Genomic DNA, 26,931 nt, shown 5'->3' on the forward strand with positions numbered 1-26,931 from the left:
TTTTCCTGCGCATTACACCGAACGGGGCAATCCGATGGAAAGCTCCATTAGCTTGAACTGGCTTATCAGTTAGTTGGAGTATCTTGCTAGGCCCGACCTAGGACAATTGACCGGAAGCTATTTAGTGGGAACAGCGGACCTGGATCAACCTTGCGACCCGGACTTATATCATCATGACCAAGAACATCTGTGAAATTGTAGAACTCATGAAGCAATGCGCCAACTGCTACTGCAGCCTCGATCTGAACCTCTGGGTACTCTTGCCAACCTGTTTCTAAATCTTCGTCTTTGTGCTTTGCAATAGTAACCTCAGTATCAGGAACGGTTTTACCGGACCAATTCACCCATCGACCCGAAGCATCTTTCTTGAGCTTTCCAGCATTAACAAGCTCGATACCAATTGAGTAGTTATTAATACCTTCCAGATTCCCCCATTTGCTCTTGCCAGCATGCCAAGCACGACGATTAAAAGCGACCATTTGCACAATCGAACCATCTCGATCAATTACAAGATGTGCTGATGCCTGTGCTTGTGAATTTTGAAACCATGAAACCGTACCTGAAAGCGTTGTACCGGCCGTGTAGTGCATTATCAGATAAACTGGCGAGATACCAGAAGAATGATTTGGACTTTTAATGAAGGGTATATTTTCACCCGACTCACCCACAAGTATATGGTTCGATATTTTCATTACCCTCTCCCTTTGCTGTTGATGAAGAGCCTTAGGGTCTAATTACAAAAAACACTCAACCCAGCGCCCGAGCGATGCTGATGTATGCACTTCAGATAAAGCATCTTGCTAAACTCTGTTCTCCATACGTCTTTTAGACTCACTGAAGAACGTCTCTAGCGTGGTAACAAATTGATGAAAACCGTCACTACCACCTGCAATCAAGCCAGAAGTAAGCAGTATATCGACGCCACGAAGGAAATTGATATTTCCAGTGCCTGCCGAAACTTCAACGATGGAGCCCAATAAACCCACGCCAGCACAACACACCACAATAGATATTGTGAAGCCGACCAGAAGTGCGATACTTTTTGTTTCCGCCTGATACGAGGCGAGAAATTTCTCCTTAGGCAATAGCTCAGCAACTCTTGCTGGGTCGCCCTTTAGATTTTCAATCTCGGTTTTAATTTGGTCTGCATCTGACTGCCTCCATATCGTTATAGCAATTTCGGTGACTCTTTCAACGAGAACAACGATAACAAAAACTCCGCCGAGCGACGTCATTATTGTGGAAAAAGCAAGATCAGACTTAATTGGCGCGATTAATGGGTCAACCGAAAAAACCACAACTAGAATCACCAAACCGACCAATACAATTATTTTTGCAAATGTCCCATACATATCTGAGTTATCCTTTCCGAAAATTTAACTCCCGCACAGCACAACCTGCTCATCTTGGACTAGTACCTTATTCGCACCGACACCTCGATCCCGGATCTATTCAACAGACCCATCAGCCATCTATGTTTCTCTGGGAAAAGCGCCACCTTTCCATACGGATATATCAGGCCTACTAGCCCCGCAGCGCCAGCGACCGTCCCTTTTGGCATCAAAACAATTAGCTTCTCTTCAAGATTATCGATGCAGTAGTCAAGGACCTTCTCTCGAGCTATTGCACCCCCGCCTGCTTCATCATATTTAACCGACCGGGAAAACTCTGAAAGATCTGCAAAGCAAAGGCGCTCCGAACCCGATGCATCAAGCATTGAGTTAACCAGAGAAACAATCTTAAGGAAGAATTATTACTAAAGAAACCAGGGAAGTGGTAGACGCTGCTCCAGTTTATGCAACCAGACACAGCGGTGATGACGAGGGGAAAAGTAAAAAAAATGGACAGCTTCATTCTGACCTCCTTGTCTTGACTTATGGCGCAAGCCATCTGCCACCACTAAAGTACAAGTTCAGAATAACGTCCATCCAGGATTATTTTATTAAAAATGTCTTGCATCACCCAGACAAGCGCGATGTATATCTTAAGTTCATGAAATCATTAGACTGCCGCTTCGCTTGTAGACTCGACAGCACAAACCAGAATCGTGATATCGCTATAATCGACTTCATTTTAATGTCTAAATATTAGATAGCGCTGCTTCTCAATAAGACATTGCACGACTTTTCGTTAAGCCCATGACGCATCCAGCCCAAGCGACCTACTCGCTGCAGTGCAGCCCGTTCTCATCCCGCCAATACAGCGTCTGCTCAAACTGAAAACTGATCAGGAAGTGAGATAAACATACCTCCGCTATGGACCGTGCTATGCGCTCCAGATCGTCGAGCGGAGAACTCCCTTCCGGCGCAGGGCCTTTGATTCTGATGTAGCACCGCAGCGCGACAAGGAACGTGGCTCCCTTTGTTTCTTCTGCGTAGATTGCCTGGTCATTACTGGCGCTCGTGCTGAATGTCAGGCCCGATTCGAATAAAGCTTCGATAGCCTGGCCGTCGGTGTTGATCTCATCGGCTCCAGCCATCTCCAACGCACGTTCGAGCACCGCCACGGTGAGTACGTCGTCAGCCTCGAGATATAGGTCCAGACTCACTGCAGGCCCCCCATCAGGCAAATCTCTTTAGGCTCAAACCACTCCACCCCCTCCATCCGAATCCCCCGCAAACCCGCCGTCTGCAGATGCGTTGCATACAGCGCCTCGGCGTAGTAGCTGACCACTCGGTGGGGACTGCCTGGCGCAGCAGTGCACAGCCGTTTCGATGGAGTTGTTCGCGGTTGCTCATGGTGCTGTCGATGTCCTTATCGTTCGTACTGCCTGTGGAGCGTTGCCCGCCTGATTGGGCGCCCTAGGTGCGGGTGCGGAACTTGACGAGGACCAGCTCGGGCTCGCCCTTGTCCAGGTTGTCAATGCGGCCGCTGGGGATGAAGCCCAGCTTGGCGAGCAGGCCGAGCATCGGTGCGTTGGAACTGTTGGTGGAGGTGAAAAGCTTGCCCCCCTACCCTGCTGCTCCAGCGTGTGCAGGAGGGCGGCGGCGATTCCACGGCGTCGTGCCGAGTCCCTGACCATCAGCAGCGGGACGAAATCCTGCTCGAAGAAGGCGTCGTTGAGCACCCCGTAGCCGAGCAACGCCGAAGCATCGTCCACCTCGGCGGCGGCCCAGCATTGGCCGGCCGCCACGGCGTTGGCGATGAAGTGCCTGCGGCCCGGCTCTGCTCTAGCGATGGGGTTCACCTCATGGAGAGCAGCGATGTCTTCGCCCTGGGCGAGGCGTATGTGCGGTTGGGAGGCCATGTCGGGGCATCATGGTTGAAGAGCCGCCAGTGTATGCGCCTGCCCTTCCGATTCGTAGCAACAAGTTATGGCCCGATATGGGGCATATCGCCATCACTTTTTGGACTTTGCATCGCTCCATGCGCGCCCACAGAATCCGCGCCACCAAAGCCATTGAGAGCCACACGATGAGTCGCCCGGTAGTTTCCGAATTCCTTCACGACAGGCTTCACAACCGCTACTTCCGCTCCATCGACAACAAGCACGGGGTGTCGAGCAGCGAGACCGTTTTCCACTATCAGGTGACTGAAGCGGGCATCACCGGGAGTTACCAGGGCGGTCGTATCGCTGCGGGTCATCAGGTCGGCCATGTGCTGGGCGACACCCGCATCGAACTCCTCTACCACTGCGTGACGATCGATGGAGAGCTTCTGGCGGGATGGTCGAAAGGCCAGGTGGGCCAAGACGCGGAAGGCCGAACGACGCTGTCGTTTGTCTGGGGTTGGCTGAGCGGTGCAGAAGGTGGCGGCGAATCGCACTACGTCGAGACCACCAGCTGATAGCCATCCTGTTGCCAAGCTGATCAGGTCGCTTCGAGCATCATTCCACGCTCCTGGAAGCTCCGTGACTGGCTATAGAACAGTGGCGGGAACGGTCAACGCCGCATCACCTTCGGCAAAGCCGCGTGCTATACCCATCAGGCGAAATACCTGCATCTGAAACGTCAAAAGGAGTCGACGACCATGCCCCACTTTGTCTACAACATCGACGGCACGTCCTCGCGCAAGTGCCAGTGCTCAACCATTCCAAAAACCTGGCTAGGCCACTGGGAAAGAGGAACGGGCCTTGCCCTCCCCGGGAAATGCGTAGCGAAGTACTGCGGAAACGTTACCCAGGTCGGCGCCCATGTGCGGGACGACGATGACAAGCGCATCGTGTGGATCGTCCCGTTCTGCCAGTACCACAACAAGCGCCCCAGCAGCCAACCCATCGAGCTCAAGGATGCCGTAACCCTGTGTGGCGGCTCCATGACGATCGACTGCGCATAGTCACGCAGTACCGATTCCCTGCTCATGCACGGCGGCCGCAAACGCTTTCGGTTGCGGCCGCCACTACAAATGTGAGCCCCATAACGCCCCCCGATCAGCACTCAGGCTACTCTGCCTCCACGCTCTTACCCCCACCGCTACAGACCTGGATCAGGGACGATATGAAGTTCTCCGATGAAGTCGCAGCCGCCTTTCCGGCCGCCAACCCGATGCCCGCTTTACTGCTGCAAGCCATGCAATTGATGGAAGCGCACGGTTGCGTGCGCACCATCGAGTACAGCGGTACTCGCTACATGACGCTGCACCCGGAGCCCGAGTACAGCGAGATCTCCACCACTTCCTTCCACGTGCCGGACCTGGCCGATACCGCCAGCTGGACCAACAGCGAAGACCCGGCGGTGAACGAACGCCTGCGGATTTTCCTGAGAACCGGCGGTGATGGTTCCTGGGCGGGGCTGTGGGTGGACGACGAGGGGCAGCAGCGCATCGTGCACCTGGGCTCGGGCTCCGGGTCGGTGATGCTGTGCGTGCTGACGCAGAACGTGGAAGACCTGCTGCGCCTGCTGGCCATCGGTTACGACGAGCTGTGCTGGCCGGAGCAGTTCGGGGTAACGCCCCAGCAGATCAAGGACATCGACTACGAAGATGCTGACTACCCGCCGCCCCCGCAGCTGTTCCGCGAGTATGTCGAGGGCACGCTGGGGCTGAGCATCCCGGCGCGCGCGAAGGAGATCGTCCAGAGCACCGCGAGCATGGATGACGATGAGTCGAGCGACCCCTTCTGGAACTGGCTGAAGCAGGTTCGAGGGGACTGATCACACCACCATGGCAAAGGAATTGCGGATGGGCAGGTTTGAACGGAAGCGCCTGGCAGCCTGTGCTGTATTGCTGGGCCTACTTTCACCGGTGGCGCTTGGGGATACCGAGGAAAGCGTGGCGGCATACGTTCGCCTCCAGGAACAGCGTATCGCCGAGGAGATCGAGAATATTCCGTCACTGGTGGAGCGATACGCCAGCACCCTCGGCTGCAGCTATGCGATGGACCCCAAGAACGTCGTGCCCTACACCCTCGACCGGAGGGTTCATGTGGCGCTGTATGCCTTGGACCTGGGGTGCAGCGGCGGCTCGCAGATGCAGGCAACTCAGATAGCAGTCGTGACCTATGGGAGCTACGACAAGCTCTATATCAGCCCTGAGCATTCCCGAATCGCGAATAGGCCCCCAAGAATCGTCGACCGGCTTTATCTGGAGGATGGCGCACTGCGCTACGAAGGCAGGAAACTCAAAGGCGAAGATGCGCTGTGCTGCCCGAGCGGGATCGTTCGCGGCACGCTGAAATTCGATGGGAGCATGTGGACGTTTGTGAACGATGCCGAGCCTCGAGAGGACCGTTCTGAATAGGCCCCCCTGCCCAATCTCGAATACCCACCGCAGCACCTCCCGATCGCAGGACACCCGTAACCGCCCTCCCCGACCTGGCCCGCCAAAGCGGGCCAGGCCTCCCCCTCAGAAGGTCAACGAACCCAGCCCCATGCCTGGGTCGCTGAAGCCCGTGCGGCCGTCTTCCATGCGCCCGCTGAAGCGGCGCAGGAAGCCTTCCACGCCTTGCGCGCGGACGCTGAAGTCGTACCAGTTGCAGCTGCTGCGCAGCGAGTAACGCACTTCCCTGCGTTGGCCCGGCGGGACGGTGACGGTCTGGCTTTCGCCACGGAAGTAGAGGTTGTCCTTGATCGTCAGCTTCAGCGGTTGGCGGCCACGGTTGATCAGTTGCACCTGCAGCCTGCCGAGCAGCGGCTGGTAGTCGATGCGCACTTCCGGCAGCGGTGCCTTGCGGTCCGCCGCGTCGCGGCGCAGGTTGCCGCGGAATACGCGCAGGAAGCCGTTCGGGCCGTGCACTTCCAGGTGGTAGTCGCCGCTGGCGTTGCCCGGGAAGCTGTCGTGCAGGCGGCGGTGCGCGCCGACTGTGTAGCGCTTGGGCGCGCTGACGCTGTCCAGCAGGTTGAACACCTGGAACACCGCACCCGCCTTGCCAGTGTTGGCGAAGGTGAGGCTGAGGGCTTCCTCGCCTGCGCGGTAGCGGGCGTGCACGCCGAGTTCATAGGGCAGCGCGCGAGCGCGGCGGATGCCCATTTCCTGCACGGGCATGGCGGCCACGGCCGGCGGCTTGGGTTTCGGCAGCTTGATCTGGCTGGCGACGATGGCGTCGGCCTGGCTGGTGTCCGGCAGCCCCGGGAAGGCGCCGTCGTTGGGCTTGCTGAAGTCGAAGGCCGAGGTCAGGTCGCCGCACACCTCACGGCGCCAGGGGCTGATGTTGGGCTCCATCACGCCGAAGCGCTGTTCGAGGAAGCGGATCACCGAGGTGTGGTCGAACACCTGGGAGTTGACCCAGCCACCCTTGCTCCAGGGCGAAATCACGTACATGGGCACGCGCGGGCCGAGGCCGTAGGGCTGGTTGCGATAGCGCGTGTCGCCCTGGGTGTGCCATTCGAGGGTCGCGTCGGCGGTGGTCTTGCCGTTCAGCGTGCCGTCGGCGTTGAGGCTCGGTGCGGCCGGTGGCGCCATGTGGTCGAAGAAGCCGTCGTTCTCGTCGAACATCACCAGCAGCGCGGTCTTGCTCCACACCTCGGGGTTGGCGGTGAGCGCGTCCAGCACCCAGGCGGTGTACTCGGCACCCCAGATCGGGCTCGACGGGCCGGGGTGCTCGGAGTACTTCGCCGGCGCCACGATCCACGACACCTGCGGCAGGGTGTTGGCCAGCACGTCGCGCTTGAGGGCGTCGAGCTTCCAGGTGCTGAGGCCGTTGACGATCAGGGGCGAGTCCGGCCCGGCCGCGCGGTACTGGCGGAAGCCGATCAGCGGGTTGTCGGAGAAGTTGTCCGCCATGTCCTGGTACACGCGCCAGCTGATGCCCGCAGCCTGCAGGCGCTCGGGGTAGGTGGTCCAGGTGTAACCCTGCTCCGCCGGGCCGTTGCTGTCGTGGTCGTTGGTGGTCACCGGGCCGCCGTGCTGGCCGAGCGGGTCGTTGGTGCCGCTCCATAGGAACAGGCGGTTGGGGTTGGTGCCGCCCTGGAAGGAGCAATGGTAGGCATCGCAGATGGTGAAGGCGTTGGCCATCGCGAACTGGAAGGCGATGTCCTGCTCCTTGTAGTAGCCCAGGGAGCGCTCGGTCTTGGCGGGCAGCCACTTGTCCATGCGTCCTTCGTTCCAGGCCTGCTGGGCGTCGGGCCAGGTGTGCGGGGTGCCGTCGACGCGCTGGGCGCTGGTGGTGCTGGTATCGAAGTGGTACGGCAGGATCTCGCCCTTGCTGCCCTTCTGGTGCCACACGCGCTGGCCGTCGGGCAGCGGGATGGCCATGCGGTCGCCGAAGCCGCGCACGCCCTTGAGGGTGCCGAAGTAATGGTCGAAGGAACGGTTTTCCTGCATCAGGATCACCACATGCTCGACGTCCTTGAGGTTGCCGTGCCGGCGGTGCGCGGGGATCGCCAGCGCCGCCTGGATGCTGGCCGGCAGCAGGCTGCTGGCAACGGTGGCGCCGACCGTGCCGGCCGCCAGCTGGATGAAGCTTCTTCTGCTTTTCGAAATCATCGAGGAACTCACCAGGTCGTATGAGTGGCATAAGGCTGCCGAGCGCTTCCATGACGCCCGGCAGCGAGATGTTCGAACCCAGGCGACGCTAGTGATGGAAAAAGACGCTTTGGTTTCAACACGCTTTGCAACAGCTCCTCATGCCAACGGAATCACACTTCTGATGCGTGTTTTTGGTCTAGGCCAGCTTTTACTTGACAGCCCCGCCCACAGACTCTTCCCCCGCTCTAGCCCGGGCCTCGGCACCCACCAACGCCCTGTAACCCGTATGCGCCGCCGCCTTCACGCATTCACCCGAGTGAGGCGGCCAAGTGCCACTGTGGTAGAGACCAATGGCGGCCACACAGGAGGTCTGCCTTCAGGCTGGTGGACGCACCGTCGGGTTGCACCCGACCTACAGGCCCCCTGTAGGGGCGACTTCAGTCGCCAAGCAGCCCGCAGGGTTGCCATAACCATGTGCCCGTCGGCTGCATCGTTTGGTGGATGAAAAGAGCGTCATCCACCCTACACATTGGTCAGCACCGTGGGTTGGGGCGACACCGTAGGATGGGTCGGGCGGCGCTCCGCGAGCGCAGCGAAACCCATCACAGCAAATGCCGGGTTGCACACGCGCCCACCACAGCCCATGTAGGGGCGACTTCAGTCGCCAAGCAGCCCGCAGGGTTGCCATAACCATGTGCCCGTCGGCTGCATCGTTTGGTGGATGAAAAGAGCGCCATCCACCCTACACATCGGTCAGCACCGTGGGTTGGGGCGACACCGTAGGATGGTGTAGGGCGCAGCGAAACCCATCACAACAAACCGGGTTGCACCCGACCTACCGGCTAAAGCGTGCCCAGGAACGCTGAGAGCGCATCCTCGGGCTGGCTCCCCTCGGCGGCCGCACCCAGCAGCCTGCCGGACTGGAGCTCTGGTTTGGAGCGCACGAAGGCGATGAGCTGCTGCAGCTCAGCCTCGGTCAACGGACGCCCCAGGTAGGTTTCGGCGAATTGGATAATTGTGCTGAGCTGCTCGTCCATGAATCCGCTCCAAAGCAAGGATTGAAGCCAGCAATCTAGACGCGGATCCACAGACTCGCCAGCAGGATTTACTGGGCACAACCGAACCGGGTAGCCGGCATGGAGGCCCATGCGCGCTCGATTCGGTGACTGCAGAATGCTCGTGTTATGCGGGGTCGAGGATGAAAGCCGCGGATAGGGATAAAAACGAAAGTGGAGCCGTCGGCACGCAGGCAAGGCGACGCCTGCCCGCGTGCTTCCGATGCTGGGCACCCGCTTGCGTTCAGCAGCGGGCGCTCACCAGCGAAGGTCTGGTCAGATGAAGGCTTGACGGGCCTTGCCACGCGGCAGGCGATTGCGACCAGGCATCTGCGCCAGGCGCTGCTGCCATTCGGCGCGGGCCGATTTGACGGAAGCGGGCTGCGCCACTTCGGCAACGACCACAGTTGCGGGTTTTGCAGGCTTAACAGGCGTAGCGGAAGCAACGGCGGCTTGCGCAGCGACCGGCGCCGCAGCAGCCTTCTCGGCCTTGGCGGCGGCCCGCAGCTCGGCGAGGCTCGGGGTCTTGCGTGCGGGTTCTACGGCCTGTTTCTCGATGGAGCGGATGCAAAGCTTGCAGGACACCTGGGCGGCATCAGCGCTGCTGTTCTGGCTCGTGGCGGCGCGGCCGCAGGCGGCGGTCTCTGGAGAGGAGGAGTAGTGAATTACCAACGTGTTGTCTCCTGATTTTGGGGCGCGGGATTCTACACGGGCATCCAGGCTGCATGAACCACAGATGACCAGCGGCCCCAATGGCGCAGTCGGCCCCTTCCCCTCCTCCGTTCGCCCCTAGACAGACGCCTGCAGCAATTGCGCGATCTTTTTACGCAGCTCGCCATGCACGTTCTCGTCATAGGGCGGCGCGTTCTTCCAGTCGTAGAACCACACGGGCATGCGGCGCTTTTCTTCGGGCTCCGTGGGGTAACGCGGGAACAGGTGGCAGCGCAGCTCCGGCTCGGAGTTGCCGAAAATCTCGTGGTTCATGCGCGCGGCGCCGGTGGCCTGTAGCACCGCATCGCCGATGCGGGCCATGTCGAGCAGGTACTGGGTCCTGGCCTCGATATCCAGGTCGTTGAGGCTCGGCACCACCGGGTCGGGCAGCAGCAGGCAGTAGCCGGTGAGGAACTGCACGTCCCCCATCACCGCCCAGCCGGATGGCATGCGGCAGATCACCTTGTCGTGGGTGCCGTTGCGGGCCATCGCCACACGCTGTGAAATCAGGGACATCGGCCGTCCTTACTGATGGGGTAGACAGCGCGTGGCCAGGCCAGCGCACCGTAAACCACTGGCAACGGCCAGCAGGGCCCCACCGCACCGCTCAAGCACGGGTATTGGCGCGAATCAAACGAGGCGCTTCTGGAAGTAGAAGCGCCTGTGCCCCGGCGGGAAGTCGGCGATCTCGCCGAACGCGGTGTAGCCGTGCTTCTGGTAGAAGTCCGGCGCCTGGAAATCGAAGGTGTCCAGCCAGATGCCGACGCAGCCCTTCTCGCGGGCGGCCTCTTCGGCCATGACCATCAACCGCGAACCGGTACCTTGCCCCTGTGCTTGCTCGGGGATGGCCAGCAGCTCGATGTACAGCCAGCCATAGAAGATCTCGCCATAGAGCCCACCGATGACCTCATCGCTGTGCTCGTCACGCACCAGCAGGGCCAGGGTGGCGCGCTGCGGGTCGCCGGCACGGGCCCTGCTGTGGGCCCGGAGCGGCCTGAGGATGGCCTCGCGGTCCTCCTCGCTAGGGGTTGCCGTAATGTCAATGCGGGGGCTCATGGGCTAGTCCTTTAGGGGCTCGTCGTGGGGTTGCGAGCGGCTCTTCCACGAGCCGCGGCGGGCCACTATGTCGGGTGGGGCGTCGGGACGCAATGACCTGCGCCCTACTCCACCACGGCTCAACCGGACACGTGCAGCGCCTCCCTGGCCTGGCCCCGGCCTTCGATCGTGCACTGCGCCGCAGCCAGCACGCCCTGTAACCCGAACAGCACCGGTTCCAGGGTTTCGGCGATCCGGGTCGCCAGGGGCGTTGGCTGTATATAGCGGCAGTGGGGAATGAACAGCGGGTCGCCGAAGCGGCTGCGCAGCTTGCGCAGCGAGTTACTGACGGCAGGCTGGGTCACGTTCAGCTTGCAGGCGGCGCGGGACACACTGCGTTCGCGGTACACGACCATGAAGGTGACCAGGGCATTGAGGTCGAATTTTCGCAGCAGCTGCTCATCGAAAGCCATCGTGACCGCTTCCCGCACTTAGGTTGGAAAAAGTCGCGAAGTGCAGATGGGCGCTGTACCTGGCCAGCAATTGGACCAGCCCTTCCAGCTCATCCCCCGCCAGGTGCGCGTCCATGTCGTCCTGGCTGGCCCAGTAGCCGCTGAGGATCCACAAGCTCGGCTGCCCAACGCCACGAACCAGGTCATAGGCGATGCAGCCCGTGGTGGCCCGTAGCTGCCCAGCGGCGCGGGCAATGCACCCCTCCAGTAAAGCCGCTGCTCCGGGCGGCACCAAGATTTCCAGCGTGTTGACCGCATTGATGGACATGACCAGCACCTTTGTACGCATGAGTTGGGGCCCGTACCAGGCTCCGGTAAGCCGGCGTGCGTTAGCGCGCCCCAGGCTGCTTATGGGCCTTGCATCGGGGGCAGCGAAAACTACGGGAGCCGATGCCTCCCTGGCTGCACAAATTTATAATAACACTTGTTGTGTTAATTAAAACAGATTGCTAGGCTCCGTCTCACCCAAACGAAACGTCCGGGAGAACACTCATGCAAGAGTCGCTACGCAAGGCATTCCTTGAAGACGGTGCGGTGCTGATCAAGGGTCTCCTGAACCAGGAGCAACTGGCGCGCTGCCGCGAGGCCTACGACTGGGTGGTGGCCAACCATGGCCCCCATGCGACCCGGATGTTCGCGGGGACCACACAACAATCCCATGTCGACAACGCCAACCCGCTGGCCAAGGAGCGACTGGAGGCACTGGTCGCTTCCCTGCCCCTGGGGGCACTGTTCGCCGATATCTGGAACTCGCAGAACGTCTGGTATTTCGCCGAAGAGGTGTTCCTCAAGGCCGGGGGGCAAGGCGCCAGGACGCTCTGGCACCAGGACACCTCCTACCTGCCCTGGGCAGGCAACCACTGGGGCAATGCCTGGATCAGCTTCGAGTCGGTGCCGAAGCGCAACGCGCTGGAGATCGTCCGCGGGTCGCACCGGGGGCCGCGCTACGACGGCACCACCTTCATCGACCCGAACGACCCGACCCAGCCCTTGCACGGCAATGGCGCCCTGCCCCGTCTGCCCGATATAGAAGCCGAGCGGCAGGCTGATCCCGCAGCCTTCGACATCCTCTCCTGGGCCACCGAGCCCGGGGACGTGGTCCTGCTACACCCCGGTTCGCTCCACGGCGGCGCACCGGTCGATGCGGACTTTCCTGATCGCCACACCTTCGTGTTCCGCTTCTTCGGGGACGACGCCACCTTCCACCCGCTGCCGGCGCACAGCGCCTCCGGCTACCCGCAGCAGGGCGTTCTGTTCACCGAGGAGCTCGCGCACCTCGCCGCAGGCAGCCCATTCCGCCACGCCACGTTCCGCCAACTCATATGAGAGGAGCACGCCCGATGAATGCCCAGAACCTCAAACGCCAGTCCATCAACCCACCACCGACCCAGGCGCTCTACGACAACTTCCATTTCTCCCAGGCGACCCGCGTAGGCGACATGATCTGGGTCTCCGGCCAGGTCGGAATCGACGCCGCCATGCAACCGGGCAAGGACATCACCGAGCAGGCGCAACTGGCTTTTCAGGGCCTGAAGCAGGTGCTCGAAGCCGCAGGCGCCAGCCTGGCGGACGTGGTCGAGCTGATGACCTTCCACATCGACCTGCGCCGCGACATGCCGGCCTTCGCCCGCATCAAGGACCAGTATTTTCCTGACCGCTACCCATCCTGGACTGCCGTCGGCACCCCCAGCTGGCCATGCCCGAGCTGCTGGTCGAGATTCGCGCCGTGGCCATCGCCGGGTGCGGCGACACCTGAAACCCCATTGCGATAGCGCCCCTGCCGTATCAGGCCGGGGCGAACGGGCAAGAGTGCTTTATTCCTGCAACTTCCCTATGCTGGGGCTCGCCGCGGCCCGCCAGGGGCGGCGAGCGTTCCCCCCAACCAGACGACGCACTCGAGCCTTCATGCCTGACTCCAAAGCCCGCCCCAAGGGCGACGAAAGCGAAGCCGATCCCATTGCCCGCCGGGGCCGCCCCGTGGGTGACCACAATGCCAAGCGTGCCGAATTGCTGGCGGCGGCCATCGCCGTGATCGCCCAGGACGGCTACGCCGGCGCCTCCATGCGCCGGGTCGCCCAGCATGCCGGTTGCACCACCGGGGCGGTGACCTATTACTTCGCCAACAAGGAAGAGATGGTCAGCGCCGTGGCCCAAAGCCTGTTCGACCAGATCGACGCCATGCTGGAAATTAACCGTGAGCAGCTCGATATCGGTGAACTCATCCGCGAGTGGCTGCAATGGGTCAGCCTCGACCAGCCTGGCGGCTGGCTCGCCTGGCTGCAATTGCTGACCCACGCCCGGCACGAGCCGGCCTTCGCCGGCATCATCAAGCAACGTTACGCGCGGTTCCGCGAGGTCTTCACCTCGGTGCTCGAGGAAGGACAACGGCAGGGCAAGATCCGCGACGACATCCCCGCCGACCTGCTCGCCGACCAAGTGAGCGCCATCAGCGACGGCTGGCTGATGATGCTGCCGATCGAGCCCGAACGCTTCAGCGCCAAGCGTGGCCAGGCGCTGCTCGATGCCCTTATGGTGCTGATCTCTCCGGTGAAGGCCGCCAAGCGCCCATCCAGGGCCAAGGCCACCGGCCAGTAGCCCCCTCCCCCGGGTCGGCACCGCGCCGGCCCTCCCCCTATATCGCGCTCACCCAGGCACCGGCTCGCCAGGGCCGGTCCGTGGGCGCCTGCCTGTCCCCCACTCACCTCCCACCCGATGGATGGCTGCCAGGCCGCGGCCATCCACCCGGTTTTTTTCTATGCATGGCAACAGCCTTGGGTTATTTTACGTAACAACGGTTATTTAAATAAAACAACAGCACTGACCGAGGCGAAGATGGATTCAAGGAACAACGAGTTGTCGCAGTCGGCGCACCGGCGGCGCCTGCTGTTGCAGGCAATGGGCGGCGCGACACTGGCGGGCGCAATGGCACTCGGCACACGGGCATTCGCCCGGCCGCCCGCCGGAGGTACCGATGGCGTGCTGGACGTGGCCATCATCGGCGCGGGGCTCGCCGGCCTCACCGCCGCGCGGGACCTGCAACGAGCGGGTTGCGAAGGCTTCCTGGTGCTCGAGGCGCGTGATCGGGTCGGCGGGCGCACCCTCAACCACGACCTGGGCAACGGCGTGGTTTCAGAGGCCGGCGGCCAATGGATCGGCCCGGGGCAGACCGCCATTTTCGACCTTGCCCGCGAGCTTGGCATCGAGACCTTCCCCAGCTACTACCAGGGCAGGAACGTCTACCTGGTGGGCGGCGCCCACTACGAGGAAGATCTGAGCAACGGCCCGGGCGCCAATGCCCCGATCGTGGAGAAGCTCAACCAGCTGGCGCGCAAGGTGCCTAGCAAGGAACCCTGGACGGCGGCGGACGCGGCCGAGATCGACAGGCTCTCTGTGGGTGAATGGCTGGCGCGCCAAGGCATCGACAATGCCGCCCGGCTCAGCTTCGACGCCTCCATCGGCCTGACCACGGGCACGCCGCCATCTAGCCTGGCACTGCTCCACTACCTGTCGCTGATCAACGCCGCCGACTGCCGCATGGAAATGCTGGAAGGCTTCAAGGGCGGCGCCCAGGAAACCCGCTTCGTCGGCGGCTCGCAGCGCCTGTGCAGCACGATGGCAGAGGCTCTGGGCGACCGGCTCCGACTGTCCTGTCCGGTTCACAGAATCGTCGGCTGGGACCGGGATATCGTCGAGCTCCACACCGACCAGGGCATCATCCATGCCCGGCAGGTCATCGCCGCGCTGCACCCCGCGCTGTGCAACCAGATCACCTTCGACCCGCCGTTGCCCGAAGGGCGCGCCCAGTTGCAGCGCCTCTGGCCGGCCCTCGCCCCCATGCGCAAGACCGTGCATGTCTACCCGCGCCCGTTCTGGCGGGAGCAAGGCCTCAACGGCCAGGTCACCCAGGCCGACGGGCCACTGATCCTCTCCTACGACAACTCACCGCCCGACGCCCGCCTCGGCGTCCTCGCCGCCTTCGTCCGCACCGCCCAGCTGCCTCAGGAGCCGAACCAGGCAAGGGACACCCTCTCGGCCATCTATGCGCAGGCGCTGGGCGAGGAAGCGCTGCACCCCAGTCAGTTCCACGACCATGACTGGGGCAAGGCCGACACCTGGACCCTCACCTGCGTCGGCGCCATACCGCCGGGCTTCCTCACCCGCTGGGGGCGGTACCTCAAGCCCCGGGTCGGCCGGCTGGTGTGGTCCGGCACCGAAACCGCGGACCTCTGGGCCAGCGGCATGGACGGCGCCGTGCGCTCCGGCCATCGCGCAGCGCTGGAAGCCTTGCAAGCACTCACTGGCGCGGGGAGGCATGCAGGATGAAGCACACGCACCTCATCACCGCCGCCACGTTGGCCGGCCTCATCGCATTGGGCGTCGCCCTGGCCTGGGCCAGCCAGCGCTCCGGGGCGGCCGAACTCTTCCACGCCGGCCGCCTGGCCGTACTGGAAGCCCTGAACACCCTGCTCCGCAGCCTGGGAGGCGTACGATGAAGCGAGCCTTGCGCATTGGCGCAGCACTGGTTGCGGTGGGGCTAGCGGCGGCAGCGGCCACGGTAGGCCCGGAGCTGCTGACAGGTTATCGATTCATGCAGGCACTCGACCGCTACTACACAGGGTACGAGGCCGATGGCGGCCCCTGGCCCCAGGTCCAGGATAACTGCGCGCTCTGCCATGGCGTCGGCGGCCAGCCCAGCAATGGGCAATACGCGGCACTCGCCGGCCAGCCGGCCGCCTATATCCAGGCGCAATTGCACGCCTTCGCCGCGGGACGCCGGCACAGCCCCCAGATGCAGCCATTGGCGGCGAACCTCGACGACGCGCAGATCCAGTCGCTGGCTGAATATTTCACCCGGCAGCGACCGGTCATCACCGAGCCTCCGAAGCGGGATGAACCCCTGGCTCGCCAGGGCCAGGCGACCATCACCGCCAGAGGCTGCAGCGCCTGCCACGGCCAGGACCTCTCCGGGAGCCCCCTGGGCCCGCGCATCGCCGGCCAGGGCGAGGCTTACCTGCGGGACCAATTGAAGGCCTTCCGGCACGGCACGCGGCAGGACCCGACCCAGGCCATGAACGCCATGGCCAGCCTGCTATCGGAGCGCGATATACAAGCCACGGCGCACTACCTCGCGAGCCTGCCTCCAGCCGGCCGCTAGCCGCCCTCGGGCGCACTTCCTGCGGGCACGGACGCCCGCCATCCCTCTCGAACCCACCCTTCTCCAGGCGCCCACTGCGGCCCCGGATATAGGCGCTCATTTACATAACAATTATTTCCATAACGATTGTTGCGTTAATTTTTTCGCGGAATTACAGTCCTGCAAAACAACAAAAGCGCCAGGAGCTCCTCGCATGTCGACTCCACCAGCCATCCTGCTCACGACGTCGCCCACACCGTCGCCACGCGTATTCCTGCGGGTCCTCTGCCACCCCTTTGGCCGCCACATCACCCTCGATGCCAAGCGCACTGGTGCCCAGGCGCCACAGCCTGCGGCGCCGGATTGCGAAACAGCCGCACCAGCCCCTCCCCGGTATCGCACAGACGGCGCGCAGAACGCTGTCACACCCAAGCCTTGCGCTGCCCACGTCCAATAACGAACCCACTGCGCGGCCTGCATCCACGGGCACGGAGACCTTCATGAGCAACCTGCATTTCGACACCCTGATCATCGGCGCGGGCCTTTCCGGCATCGGCACCGCTTGCCAACTGGCCGAGGAGTTTCCGCACAGGAGCCTGGCGATCCTGGAACGGCGCGACCGTATCGGCGGCACCTGGGACCTGTTCCGCTACCCCGGCATCCGCTCCGACTCGGACATGCTCAGCTACGGCTACAAGTTCCGCCTGTGGGACAGCCCCAAGGTACTGGCCGATGGCCCGGCCATCCGCCGGTACATCCAGGACACCGCCACCGAGCACGGTCTCGACGAGAAGATCCACTACGGGCTGCGCATCACCAGCGCGAACTGGTCCAGCCAGCAGCGCCTCTGGCAACTGACCGCCCGCCACGAAGCCAGCGACACCACGCGTCACTACAGCTGCCGGTTCCTGCTGTGCTGCACCGGCTACTACAACCACGACGACGGCTTCCTGCCGAGCTTCCCCGGGGAAGAAGCCTTCCAGGGCACCCGCATCCACCCGCAGCACTGGCCCGAAGAGCTGGACTACAGGGGCAAGCGGATCGTCGTGATCGGCAGTGGCGCCACCGCCGCCACCCTGGTCCCGGCCATGGCCAAGACCGCCGGGCACATCACCATGCTGCAGCGCTCCCCCTCGTACATCTACTCACTGCCCGCCGTCGACAAGCTCACCGCCGTGCTCAGCCGCTTCATCCCCGCCAGCTGGGCCAACGGCCTGGCGCGCCGACGCAACATCCTCATGTACCGAGCCGTCTACATTGCCTGCCGGCAATGGCCGAAGCTGATGCGCCGGGTGATCCTCTCCCATGTCCGCCGGCAAGTCGGCCCCAACGTCGACATGCGCCACTTCACCCCCAGCTACATGCCTTGGGACGAGCGCCTCTGTGCCGTGCCCGACGGCGACTTGTTCAAGGTGCTGCGCAGCGGCAAGGCCTCGGTCGAAACCGACCACATCGAGCGCTTCACCGCGCAGGGCATCCTGCTGAAATCCGGCAAGGAACTGCCGGCCGACATCATCATCACCGCCACCGGCCTGCGCTTGCAGATACTCGGCGGCGTGGCACTGTCGGTGGACGGCACGCCCTGCCCGGTGGGCGAGCAGATGACCTACAAGGGCGTACTGCTGGAGAACCTGCCCAACCTGGCCTGGATCTTCGGCTACACCAACATCTCCTGGACCCTGAAGGTGGGCCTCGCCGCGCAATACCTCTGCCGGCTGTTCCGCCACATGGAGCACAACGGGCTGGAGGTCGTCACCCCCTACGACAACGACGCCAACGCGCTGGACGACGGGATCATGAACTCCATGAAATCCGGCTATATCCAGCGCGACCAGCACTTCCTCCCACGCCAGGGCAGGAGCTACCCCTGGCACGTGTTCATGCACTACGGCCGGGACAAGAAGATGCTGCTCAGGGACCCGGTCGAAGACAGCCGGCTCGAGTTCCTCCCCACCCACCAGAGCACCTATTCCGTCGCGCCCTCCCGGGCCTCCCGCTAAGGCGCACGCGCCCCCCAATGTCCGACTGCCGGCCCGGAAGCACCGGGCCGGCAGCGGCGGAGCCCCAACATCGAAGGTGGTCCCATGACCCAGTTCATTCGCGCACCGGCATTCACCCGTACCCTCAATCCCTCCCGTGGCCGCTGGTCCCGAGAGATGCTCAACCTGCTGCTGCGCCTGTCGGTGAAGGCCCGCCACGGGCTGCACATCGACATCCCTTCGCTGCGCAAGCAGTTCGCCCTGCTCGACCGACAGGCGCCCGACTCGCTCCCACCGGAGGTGCGCAGCGAACCGGTCACCTGCAACGGTGTCGCCGCCCGCTGGCTGCTGCCCAAGGGCCGCCGCCGGGAACGGGTGCTGCTCTACCTCCATGGGGGCGCATTCGTCGCCAATACGCCCGCTGTCTATGCCGCGATGGTCGCCTCCTGGTGCCAATCGCTGAAGGCCCGGGCGCTGCTGGTGGACTACCGCCTGGCCCCCGAACACCCGCACCCCGCGGCCCTCGAAGACTGCCTCGACGCCTACAGCTGGCTGCTGGACCAGGGCGTGAAGGCCAAGGACATCGTCATCGCCGGTGACTCGGCCGGCGGCAACCTGGTCATCGCCACGCTGCAGCGGCTCAAGGCCGAATGCCAGCCGTTGCCGAGCTGCGCGGTACTGCTCTCGCCTTTCCTGGACTTCACCCTCAGCGGTGCCAGCGCCCTCGACAACGCGCGACACGACCCGATTTTCACCCCGGCCTTCGCCATCGGCATCCGAGGTTTCTATGCCCCCGGCGAGCGCCATGGCGAGCCCTCGGTCTCGCCCCTGTTCGGAGCCTTCGAAGGCCTTCCGCCGATGCTGTTCCAGGTCGGCAGCACGGAAATGCTGCTGGACGATGCCGTGCGGGCCGCCGCCAAGGCGCATGCCGCGGGCGTGCCCGTGCGCCTGGAGGTTTGGCATCGCCTGCCCCATGTCTTCCAGATGATTGCCGCCCTGCCCCAGGCCCAACTGGCGGCCCGCAGCATCCAGGGCTTCATCAACGATCACACCGACTGGGACCACTGACCACCGCAGGTGCGGGCCAGCCCGCGCCCAGCCGGCGAGCCAGCCTCCCGCCCTCCCCGCAACGCAACACATCGAGAACAACAAGATGGAATTCGACTACCTGATCGTCGGTGCCGGCTCCGCCGGCTGCGTCCTTGCCAACCGCCTGAGCGCGGACCCAGGCACCAGCGTCTGTCTGCTGGAAGCCGGGCCGGAGGATACATCCCCCCTGATCCACACCCCCGTCGGCATGGCGGCCATCCTGCCGACCCGCCACGTCAACTGGGCCTTCCACACCACCCCGCAGCCGGGGCTCGGCGGTCGCCTCGGCTATCAGCCACGGGGCAAGGTGCTGGGCGGCAGCAGCTCGATCAACGGCATGATCTACATCCGGGGCCACCAGGATGACTTCAATGATTGGCACGCCCTGGGCAACGAGGGCTGGGGCTTTGCCGACGTGCTGCCCTACTTCCGCAAGAGCGAGATGCACCACGGTGGCGACAGCGACTACCACGGCGGCAAGGGCGAGCTGTATGTCAGCCGCGCCCACCGCCACAGCGCCACCGAAGCCTTCGTCGAGTCCGCCATACGGGCGGGCCACCGCTACAACGACGACTTCAACGGCGCCCAGCAGGAAGGTGTCGGCTACTACGACGTGACCATCCGCGACGGCCGCCGCTGGAGCACTGCAACCGCCTTCCTCAAGCCCATCCGCCAGCGCAGCAACCTCACCGTACTCACCGGCGCCCTGGTCCAACGCATCACCCTGCACGGCAAGCAGGCCACCGGTGTGCAGGCCCTTGTCGCTGGCCGCTCCGTGCAACTGAAGGCCCGCAAGGAAGTGCTGCTGGCCGCCGGCTCCTTCGGCAGCCCGCACCTGCTGATGCTCTCCGGCATCGGCCCCGAAGCCGAGCTGAAGCCGCAGGGCATCGCCATGCGACACGAGCTGCCGGGCGTCGGCCAGAACCTGCAGGACCATCCCGACGTGGTGCTCTGCTACAAGAGCTGCGACACCTCGCTGCTGGGGGTTTCGGTTGGTGGCAGCCTGAAGATGGGCAAGGCCCTGTTCGACTATCTGCGCCACCGTCGCGGCCCGCTGTCGAGCAACTGCGCCGAGGGCGGCGGCTTCCTCAGGACCGACGCGGCCCTGGCACGGCCCGACATCCAGCTGCACGCGGTGATCGGCACGGTCGACGACCACAACCGCAAGCTTCACTGGGGGCACGGCTTCAGCTGCCACGTCTGCGTGCTGAGGCCCAAGAGCATTGGCAGCGTTGGCCTGACCTCGGCTGATCCGGGGGCCGCACCGCGCATCGACCCCAACTTCCTCGGCCACGACGACGATGTGCAGCCCCTGCTCAAGGGCTACCGCATGACCCGGGAAATCATCGCCCAGGCGCCCATGGCGCGCTTCGGCCTGCGGGACTTCTACAGCAAGGACCTGCACAGCGACGAGCAACTGATCGACCTGCTGCGCAAGCGCACCGACACCATCTACCACCCGGTTGGCACCTGCAAGATGGGCCGGGACGACATGGCCGTGGTCGACAGCCAGCTACGTGTGCACGGTATCGAAGGCCTGCGGGTGATCGACGCCTCGATCATGCCGACCCTGGTCGGCGGCAACACCAACGCAGCCTCGATCATGATCGCCGAGCGCGGCGCCGAGTGGGTCGCCCAGGCCTGAAGCCATGAGCCTCCACGCGCCATGCGTGGGGGCTCGCGCCCGCAAGTTCCCTTCCGCAAAACCTCCCCATCATCCCTGCCCGGTCTCCCGAGCGGGGGGTTGGCGGCTGCCCCAACCGTCCTCGCCCAGCGCTTCACCTTGAAGTACGCACGGTTCTGCGTCGGGCGGGTGGAGCTCGACGAACCCCATGCGGGCGGTGGCAGGAATCCGGAGGTGCCCGGAAAACGTCGTGCCTGAGCGTCGATGTGAAAACTACGATCGCTAACGCAGGTAGCGCGCAAAAAGGCCATGTCTGCGTTAAGTGTTGCTAGAAGAACTGAGCCCAGCTGATTGCCGAGTTTTGTTGGTGCTACTGGCTTCGCCCACCCGGCGAGTCCCTTTTCCAGTCGCTGGCACGCCAGCCCGGTGAAAAGGAACCAAAAAACTCGCCCCTGCATACGGGTCTGGCTTCGCCAGACTTCCCTCGCTCCATCATCGTTACTCGCTGCGCTCGCCCTTTGGGCCGCACTGAAGTGCGTTCGCCCCAAGTGACGTCCAGGGGCACGCCGCGACATCCATGTCGCTCAACCCCTTCCGCGATGATTGCGCTCGGCCTCCCGGAAGGGGCACTCGGCCGCTGCTCCAACATCTTCTCCAGAACCTTCATCGATGTGCGCATTACGCTCGGGGCACAGTAGCTTCCGTAGGGTGGCGTCGAGCGAAGCGAAACCCACGCGGTGGACGTGACAGGGAGTCATAAATGTTCGGAAAGTACCGTGCTTGAACCCTTGCTTTAGATCCACAACAGCTGACGCAGACAGAGCCCCAAAAAAAGCGCCCCGAAGGGCGCAAAGGTCGTGAAGCAGCCGGCAAGGCCGGCTTCGGAGGAAAGGCTCAGCGCACCCGGGCGCCCCGGTGCGTGGCACGCTCCAGGGCGAAGAAGGCGTAATAGAGCTGGACCATCATGTAGGACCAGCTGGTCAGGGCGATGGACATGAACACTGCCTTGGAGTCGTCACCCGGTATCGGGTAGAAGTCGTAGATGCAGGCCACCATCAACCCCAGCACGGCGGCCAGGGCCACCCCCAGAGCGTGCAGGCGCTCGCCGACGCGCAGCAGCCGGCCGATGAAATAGATCAGGTACAGCGAATAGCCCGCCCACATCACCACGTAGAAATACGGCAGCGGGCGGGCCATGAAGTCGGCCTTGATCAGCACGAAGGTGCCCGCGAAGGTGAGCGAGAAGATCGCCACGTCCTTGAGTGCCGAAGGCCGAAAGTTATGGGTCACGGCCATCAGCCCCAGCACCGTGACGATGGGGATGCCGAAGCCGCGGGAGAACGCATCGCAGAAGAACGAGATGCCATAGGAGAGCTTCGACTCGGTCAGCATGTAGATCAGGAAGTTGGTCCCGGAGAAGGCGACGATCAACCACTCGAAGCCGAGCAGGTAATTGCCCTTGAGGAGGAACTTGACGCCGTATGTCCCTCCCGAGAACACCAGCAGTACACAGGTGAGCAACGCAAGAACATCTCTGGTTTCCATGGCAACGGTCTCTATCGATAAGGGGGTCGAGGCTTTACTTCGCCGTCGGGGCGAGTGCAGCCAGGTAATGGGAAAGGGCCTTGCGATCCGCCGGCGACAAGGTCGCGGTGACGGCCTGCATCGAGCCGCTGGGGTCGATCCGGCGTCCCTGTGCGAAGGCATCCAGTTGCGCCAGCAAGTAATCGGCCCCCTGTCCGGCCAGGCGCGGGAAGTGCGCCTGGCCCATCAGGGCCTGGCCATGGCAGGCCGCACAGGCGCCGGAAGCCGCCAGCGCCGCCCCGCGCTCGCGCAAGGCCGGGTCGGGCTCGAATGCCTGGTTCGCCTGGGCCGGCTGGCTGGCGTAGTAACTCGCCAGCCAATCGATCTCCTGCGCGCTCAAGGTCATCGCCAGCGGGCCCATGTTCGGGTAGCTGCGCTGCCCCTGGGCAAAGCGCTCGAGCTGCGTCGACAGGTACGCGGCGGGCTGCGCCGCGAGGCTTGGGTAGCGCTGGTGTTGCGAACTGCCCTTGTCGCCGTGGCAGCCGAAGCAGGCATCGGCCAGTTGCGGCCAGGGGCCCACCGCCTCGTAGGCCTCGGTGGTGGCCTCGATATGCGCCAGCAGGCGGTAGAGACCGATGAGGTCACGCCCGAAAAACGCCAGCAGGCCGACGACCAGCACACCGGCACCCAGCAACAGTTTCTTCTTCATACCCACCTCCTAGGCCTGGCTCAGCGAGCCGAGCGCCTGCAACGCGCCCTGATGCCCCGAGCGCACGGCGCCATCCATGTAGCCCGCCCAGATCTCGGCGGTCTCGGTACCCGACCAGATCAGGTTGCCGCAGGGCGGCCGCAGGGATCGGCCATGGGCGCTCCAGAAACCCGGCGGTATCGCCGAGACACAGGTGATGCTCCAGGGGTCGGCCAGCCCCCAGTCATGCTCGTGGTAGGCCACCGGCTGCAGGGCCTCGTCACCCAGGGCTCGCGCGTAGATCTGTGCCAGCAGCGCCTGCGCCTTGCGCGGTTCGGAAGGCACCTGGGCGTTGACGATGAAGGCGTTGATGACGCCGATCTCCGCGCCCGGCGGCGAGTTGTCCCAGGCCCAGAGCAGCGGCCCCTTGACCTGCAGGGTGTGCCCGTTCAGGCCCTTGTCGCGCCAGAAGGGCCGCGTGTAGACCATCGCCGTCTTGCGTGCCGGGCTGTGGGCCGGCCAGGCGCGTTGCAACGCTGCACGGCCTTCGGGCAACGCCGGCTGGAAACGCACCTGGTTGCACAACGCCGGGTGGATCGCCACGATCACCCGCCGCGCGCGCACCTCACCCTGGTCGGTGTGCAGCCTGACCACCTCGCGGTCCCAGTCGGCTATCTCCCGGACGGGGCAGGACAGGCGCACCCTGTCACCCAGTTGCTCGGCCATGCGCGTGCACAGCAGCTGCGAGCCGCCAACCAGGCGGGTGCCCTGGGCACTGTCCTTGATCGAATCGAGCTGCATGTAGTCGCAGTTCGCCGAATTGACCATCGAAAGGAAGTGCAACAGGCCCATCTTGGCCGGCGCCACGCCGCAGGTGAGCATGAAGCTGGTGTCCCAGCCGGCGCGGTCCTCGGGCCTGATGCCTTGCTGCGCCAGCCAATCGCCCGCCGACAGCTTGTCCAGCTCAGCGACCCTGGGCGATGTCCAGGGCGAGCCCGACGGTACATCCCGGGACAGCTCGCTGAGCTTGGCACCGATGCGCTCATCGGTGCCGAAGGTGCCCTTGAGGTCGATCTCCAGGCGCCCGTCGCCGCCGAGGATCACGGTCTTGCCTTCGTAGTAGGTCGGGAAGGTGCCGACCTCCAGCTCGCGGGCCAGGTCGGCCACGGCAGTCTGCCCCGGACCGATCCACTGGCCGCCGACCTCGGAGATATAGCCCGAGCCCAGGTCGTGGTTGAGCGTGCGCCCACCGACCCGGTCCCGTGCCTCCAGCACCACGAATGAATCGCAACCGGCGCTCCGCAGGTCGCGAGCCGCGGTCAGCCCGGCGATGCCGGCACCGATGATGGCGACATCGAGGATGCCGTCATCGGCACCACGGCCAGGCACCGGGCGCTCCTCGGCGCCGGCCAGCCCGGCACGCAGGCCCAAGCCGCCGAAAGCCGCAGTGGCGCCGGCGAGCTTCAGCAACTGCCGACGCTTAGGGTCGAAAGGTGAATCGAAAGTGGGCTTCTCAGCCATGGATGACACCTCGCACGGTTATTGTTCGAATGCGTTCGCGCATCAGGCGCGCCCGCTCAGGCACTGAGCGGAGCGAGCCGCGCCCGGCGTCGCAGCTGCACGCCGAACATGACCATCCACAACGGGAACAGCAGCACGACGAACACCAGCAGCGCATAGGAGAGAATCTCCAGCGCCTGGAAGAAGCCGGAGAGGAAGTAGAGGCCGAAGCACCAGCCGACCACGCTCAGCGGCACTCGGATCGAGGCGCTCCAGCCCGCGCGCTTGAGGTGGCCGCCAACCACCAGCCCCCAGAACAGCACCACCGGCCCTTCGCACCACCACAGGCCGCGCTGGCTGCCGATGGCGATGGTGGTCCAGGCCGTCTCGGCCGCGGTTTTCGCGGCGGCATCCCCGGCTGCGTGCAGCTCGGCGAGCGGGTTGAGCAGCGACAGCTGCAGCCCGGCACCGACAACGCCCAGCACCACGTAGGTGGTAATGGCCAGGGCGGCCATGTCGCCCAGGGCGCCGGCCTGGTCGCGGAAGCGGCTCCAGAGGTAGCCACCGATCACCAGCAGCGGCAGGTAGAAGCCGAGAATGTCGGCGGACATGGACAGGCGGAAATACTGCCGCGCCTCGGCGGGCAGGCTCAGCATCGTGGCGCCCTGCAGCGTCACGGCCATGTCACCCCGGGTCACCATGAGCATGAAGCCCACGTTGAGGTAGGCGAACAGGCCGCCCAGGATGGCGGCCCAGGCGGTGACGCGGTCGGCATCATTGGTGGAGGTAGGCATCGAAATCTCCAGGGTTTGGGCAACAGTTGGCCGACGCCGGGCATGCACCCGGCGGTGGGTGGCGGTATCGGGAGTCAGTCGTGGGCGGCGTCGCGCACCTTGCGATTGAGGTGGCGGTCGAGCCCGTTGGCGCCGCCCAGGGCGGCCTTGATCGCGCACCACTGCAGGGGCTCGGGGAGCGTCGTCGGCGTCTTGTGACGCAGCGCCGCCAGCAGCGGGTGTTCGATCCCGCCGATCCGCTCGGCCAGCAGGTGGCCGACCAGGGATTGGGTGCCGACGCCGTGCCCGGAACAGCCAGCGGTGTAAAGGATATTGCGCCGCGGGCCGGTCTCGCCGACCACCGGCAGGGCGTCATAGGCCAGGCTGATGTAGCCGCTCCAGCATGCGCGCACGGAAAGGCCGCTCAGGGTTGGGAAGCGATCGTTCAAGGCCTGGGCCAGCGCCTGGTAGGCCGCCTCGTCCGGCTCGTTCGGCGTGCGCGAACCGTAGGCGTAGCCGAGCTGCTTGGTGGTGATCAACAAGGTATCGCGAGCGGTCAGCCGGTGGCTTTCCATGGTCCAGTGCGGCGTTACGATGCCCTCCCGGCCCGGCCACCCCAAGGACTCGAGCTGCGCGGCACTCAACGGCTCGGTCTCGATCGCCGAGACCCGCAGCGGCACCACCTTGTCACGCAACAAGCCGAGCTGCGGCGTATAGGCGTTAGTGGCGAACACCACGAAGGGCGCGCGGGCGGCGCCACGTTCGGTCCAGCAGGTAGCGGTCGCCCCTTCGCTGCAGGACAGCAGGGCCGTCTTCTCGTACAGCCTGACTCCGGCCCGCAGCGCCGCGCGGCGCAGCCCCATCACGTACTTGCCGGGGTCCAGCGTGCCCCCATGCTGGGTGCAGCCGAACAGGAACGCCGGCGGTATGCCACGGGCACGCATTTCGCCCTCATCGAGGTAGCGCGTGACGGAACCGAGCTCCAGGCCCAGCTCCATGCCCTTGCGCAGCTTGTGCGCCTGGGAGGGGTGGACGGCGGCGCGGATGATGCCCGAAGGGTTGTAGTCGCAATCGATGGCCAGCTCGCGCAAGCGCCGCTCCACATAGGCCACGCCTTCGTCGTAGAAGGCCACGATCTTGCGCGCCTGCTCCAGGCCTACACGCTTGAGGAAGAACTCGAATTCCACCCCCATGCTGCCGGCGAGGTAGCCGGCGTTGCGGCCGCTGGCGCCGAAGCCAGCGAACTCCCGCTCAAGGACCACGACATCCGCGCCCAGCGAACGGAGCTCCAGCGCCGTGGAGAGGCCGGCGAAGCCGGCGCCGATGACGATCACATCGGCACTGATATCCCCCTCCAGGGTCGGCTGCAGGTCTACCGGCTGCTCGACCCAGCCACCAATTGAGCGGAACGCTCCAGCGCCGGGGGCGCTCCTGGTTTCTTCGCCGAAGCGATTCACGGACATGG

At 64.1% G+C, this 26,931-nt stretch carries 28 protein-coding genes and 1 pseudogene; 13 read left to right on the forward strand and 16 right to left on the reverse strand.

The genetic code is table 11. The features are described 5' to 3' along the window. Positions 1-86: 86 nt before the first annotated feature. The 4 genes and pseudogenes from PI990_RS17845 to PI990_RS31455 form a co-directional block, all read right to left on the reverse strand. A complete protein-coding gene (locus PI990_RS17845) occupies positions 87-692 on the reverse strand; it encodes an N-acetylmuramoyl-L-alanine amidase (protein WP_271657944.1) in 606 nt (201 codons plus the stop codon). A 108-nt stretch (positions 693-800) separates the two neighbouring features. Then, positions 801-1,352, reverse strand: coding sequence for a hypothetical protein (locus tag PI990_RS17850; protein WP_271657945.1), 552 nt, complete (start codon positions 1,350-1,352; stop codon positions 801-803). Positions 1,353-2,161: 809 nt separating this feature from the next. Beyond that, positions 2,162-2,548, reverse strand: a complete 387-nt coding sequence (locus PI990_RS17855) for a hypothetical protein (protein ID WP_021220191.1) — start codon at positions 2,546-2,548, stop codon at positions 2,162-2,164. Positions 2,549-3,007: 459 nt separating this feature from the next. Further along, positions 3,008-3,247, reverse strand: a pseudogene (locus tag PI990_RS31455) (GNAT family N-acetyltransferase); the annotation flags it as partial. A gap of 167 nt (positions 3,248-3,414) precedes the next feature. On the opposite strand from PI990_RS31455, the gene PI990_RS17860 reads away from it, so the two are divergent. From PI990_RS17860 to PI990_RS17875, 4 genes are all read left to right on the forward strand, one after another. Next, positions 3,415-3,786 carry a hypothetical protein gene (locus PI990_RS17860; RefSeq protein WP_271661318.1) on the forward strand — a complete coding sequence of 124 codons (372 nt, stop codon included), beginning with the start codon at positions 3,415-3,417 and terminating at the stop codon, positions 3,784-3,786. Positions 3,787-3,969: 183 nt separating this feature from the next. Then, entirely contained in the window at positions 3,970-4,275 is a 306-nt protein-coding gene (locus tag PI990_RS17865; RefSeq protein WP_271657946.1) for a hypothetical protein, read from the forward strand. A gap of 161 nt (positions 4,276-4,436) precedes the next feature. After that, positions 4,437-5,090: a hypothetical protein gene (locus tag PI990_RS17870; RefSeq protein WP_271657947.1), complete on the forward strand. Its 654-nt coding sequence runs from the start codon at positions 4,437-4,439 to the stop codon at positions 5,088-5,090. Positions 5,091-5,118: 28 nt separating this feature from the next. After that, entirely contained in the window at positions 5,119-5,676 is a 558-nt protein-coding gene (locus tag PI990_RS17875) for a hypothetical protein (protein ID WP_271657948.1), read from the forward strand. Between the two features lie 105 nt (positions 5,677-5,781). On the opposite strand, the gene PI990_RS17880 is transcribed toward PI990_RS17875, so the two are convergent. From PI990_RS17880 to PI990_RS17910, 7 genes are all read right to left on the reverse strand, one after another. Further along, positions 5,782-7,860 carry a phosphocholine-specific phospholipase C gene (locus tag PI990_RS17880; protein WP_271657949.1) on the reverse strand — a complete coding sequence of 693 codons (2,079 nt, stop codon included), beginning with the start codon at positions 7,858-7,860 and terminating at the stop codon, positions 5,782-5,784. Between the two features lie 824 nt (positions 7,861-8,684). Beyond that, the gene (locus PI990_RS17885) at positions 8,685-8,879 is read right to left on the reverse strand and encodes a hypothetical protein (RefSeq protein ID WP_184490039.1); all 195 of its coding nucleotides are present in this window, start codon (positions 8,877-8,879) and stop codon (positions 8,685-8,687) included. Positions 8,880-9,173: 294 nt separating this feature from the next. Further along, entirely contained in the window at positions 9,174-9,569 is a 396-nt protein-coding gene (locus PI990_RS17890; RefSeq protein ID WP_271657950.1) for a hypothetical protein, read from the reverse strand. Positions 9,570-9,686: 117 nt separating this feature from the next. Then, on the reverse strand, positions 9,687-10,124 hold the full coding sequence (locus PI990_RS17895) for an HIT family protein (RefSeq protein WP_271657951.1): 438 nt from the start codon (positions 10,122-10,124) through the stop codon (positions 9,687-9,689). A gap of 114 nt (positions 10,125-10,238) precedes the next feature. Beyond that, positions 10,239-10,664 carry a GNAT family N-acetyltransferase gene (locus tag PI990_RS17900; RefSeq protein WP_271657952.1) on the reverse strand — a complete coding sequence of 142 codons (426 nt, stop codon included), beginning with the start codon at positions 10,662-10,664 and terminating at the stop codon, positions 10,239-10,241. Positions 10,665-10,783: 119 nt separating this feature from the next. Further along, complete coding sequence (locus PI990_RS17905; RefSeq protein WP_271657953.1) at positions 10,784-11,116, reverse strand: LysR family transcriptional regulator; 333 nt, start codon at positions 11,114-11,116, stop codon at positions 10,784-10,786. Next, complete coding sequence (locus PI990_RS17910; protein ID WP_271657954.1) at positions 11,103-11,423, reverse strand: antibiotic biosynthesis monooxygenase family protein; 321 nt, start codon at positions 11,421-11,423, stop codon at positions 11,103-11,105. The genes PI990_RS17905 and PI990_RS17910 overlap by 14 nt, the downstream gene beginning before the upstream one ends. A 224-nt stretch (positions 11,424-11,647) precedes the next feature. Between PI990_RS17910 and PI990_RS17915 the strand changes: the two genes are divergently transcribed. The 9 genes from PI990_RS17915 to PI990_RS17955 all read left to right on the forward strand — a co-directional run bounded on the left by PI990_RS17915 (position 11,648) and on the right by PI990_RS17955 (position 21,002). Further along, positions 11,648-12,481 (forward strand): phytanoyl-CoA dioxygenase family protein, encoded by an 834-nt coding sequence (locus tag PI990_RS17915; protein WP_271657955.1) that lies wholly within the window; start codon positions 11,648-11,650, stop codon positions 12,479-12,481. Between the two features lie 14 nt (positions 12,482-12,495). Beyond that, on the forward strand, positions 12,496-12,927 hold the full coding sequence (locus PI990_RS17920; protein WP_271657956.1) for a RidA family protein: 432 nt from the start codon (positions 12,496-12,498) through the stop codon (positions 12,925-12,927). A gap of 133 nt (positions 12,928-13,060) precedes the next feature. Continuing rightward, positions 13,061-13,750 carry a TetR/AcrR family transcriptional regulator gene (locus tag PI990_RS17925; RefSeq protein ID WP_271657957.1) on the forward strand — a complete coding sequence of 230 codons (690 nt, stop codon included), beginning with the start codon at positions 13,061-13,063 and terminating at the stop codon, positions 13,748-13,750. A 237-nt stretch (positions 13,751-13,987) separates the two neighbouring features. Beyond that, the gene (locus tag PI990_RS17930; protein ID WP_271657958.1) at positions 13,988-15,478 is read left to right on the forward strand and encodes a flavin monoamine oxidase family protein; all 1,491 of its coding nucleotides are present in this window, start codon (positions 13,988-13,990) and stop codon (positions 15,476-15,478) included. Further along, on the forward strand, positions 15,475-15,648 hold the full coding sequence (locus tag PI990_RS17935; protein ID WP_271657959.1) for a hypothetical protein: 174 nt from the start codon (positions 15,475-15,477) through the stop codon (positions 15,646-15,648). Before PI990_RS17930 ends, PI990_RS17935 begins: the two co-directional genes overlap by 4 nt. 95 nt (positions 15,649-15,743) lie before the next feature. Further along, positions 15,744-16,310: a c-type cytochrome gene (locus PI990_RS17940; RefSeq protein ID WP_271657960.1), complete on the forward strand. Its 567-nt coding sequence runs from the start codon at positions 15,744-15,746 to the stop codon at positions 16,308-16,310. 479 nt (positions 16,311-16,789) lie between these two features. Then, positions 16,790-18,289, forward strand: a complete 1,500-nt coding sequence (locus PI990_RS17945) for a flavin-containing monooxygenase (protein WP_271657961.1) — start codon at positions 16,790-16,792, stop codon at positions 18,287-18,289. 84 nt (positions 18,290-18,373) lie between these two features. Continuing rightward, positions 18,374-19,336, forward strand: coding sequence for an alpha/beta hydrolase (locus PI990_RS17950; RefSeq protein WP_271657962.1), 963 nt, complete (start codon positions 18,374-18,376; stop codon positions 19,334-19,336). Positions 19,337-19,421: 85 nt separating this feature from the next. Beyond that, positions 19,422-21,002, forward strand: a complete 1,581-nt coding sequence (locus PI990_RS17955) for a GMC family oxidoreductase (RefSeq protein WP_271657963.1) — start codon at positions 19,422-19,424, stop codon at positions 21,000-21,002. An 873-nt stretch (positions 21,003-21,875) separates the two neighbouring features. Here PI990_RS17955 and PI990_RS17960 read toward each other — a convergent pair. From PI990_RS17960 to PI990_RS17980, 5 genes are all read right to left on the reverse strand, one after another. After that, positions 21,876-22,526, reverse strand: a complete 651-nt coding sequence (locus tag PI990_RS17960; protein ID WP_271657964.1) for a hypothetical protein — start codon at positions 22,524-22,526, stop codon at positions 21,876-21,878. Between the two features lie 34 nt (positions 22,527-22,560). Next, on the reverse strand, positions 22,561-23,214 hold the full coding sequence (locus PI990_RS17965; protein WP_271657965.1) for a c-type cytochrome: 654 nt from the start codon (positions 23,212-23,214) through the stop codon (positions 22,561-22,563). A 9-nt stretch (positions 23,215-23,223) separates the two neighbouring features. Then, entirely contained in the window at positions 23,224-24,714 is a 1,491-nt protein-coding gene (locus PI990_RS17970; RefSeq protein ID WP_271657966.1) for a flavin monoamine oxidase family protein, read from the reverse strand. Positions 24,715-24,770: 56 nt separating this feature from the next. Next, entirely contained in the window at positions 24,771-25,487 is a 717-nt protein-coding gene (locus PI990_RS17975; protein ID WP_271657967.1) for a hypothetical protein, read from the reverse strand. A gap of 74 nt (positions 25,488-25,561) precedes the next feature. Continuing rightward, positions 25,562-26,929, reverse strand: coding sequence for an NAD(P)/FAD-dependent oxidoreductase (locus tag PI990_RS17980; protein ID WP_271661319.1), 1,368 nt, complete (start codon positions 26,927-26,929; stop codon positions 25,562-25,564). Positions 26,930-26,931: the final 2 nt, after the last annotated feature.

The organism is Pseudomonas sp. TUM22785, from assembly GCF_028198105.1.
Taxonomy (GTDB): Bacteria; Pseudomonadota; Gammaproteobacteria; order Pseudomonadales; family Pseudomonadaceae; genus Metapseudomonas; species Metapseudomonas solani.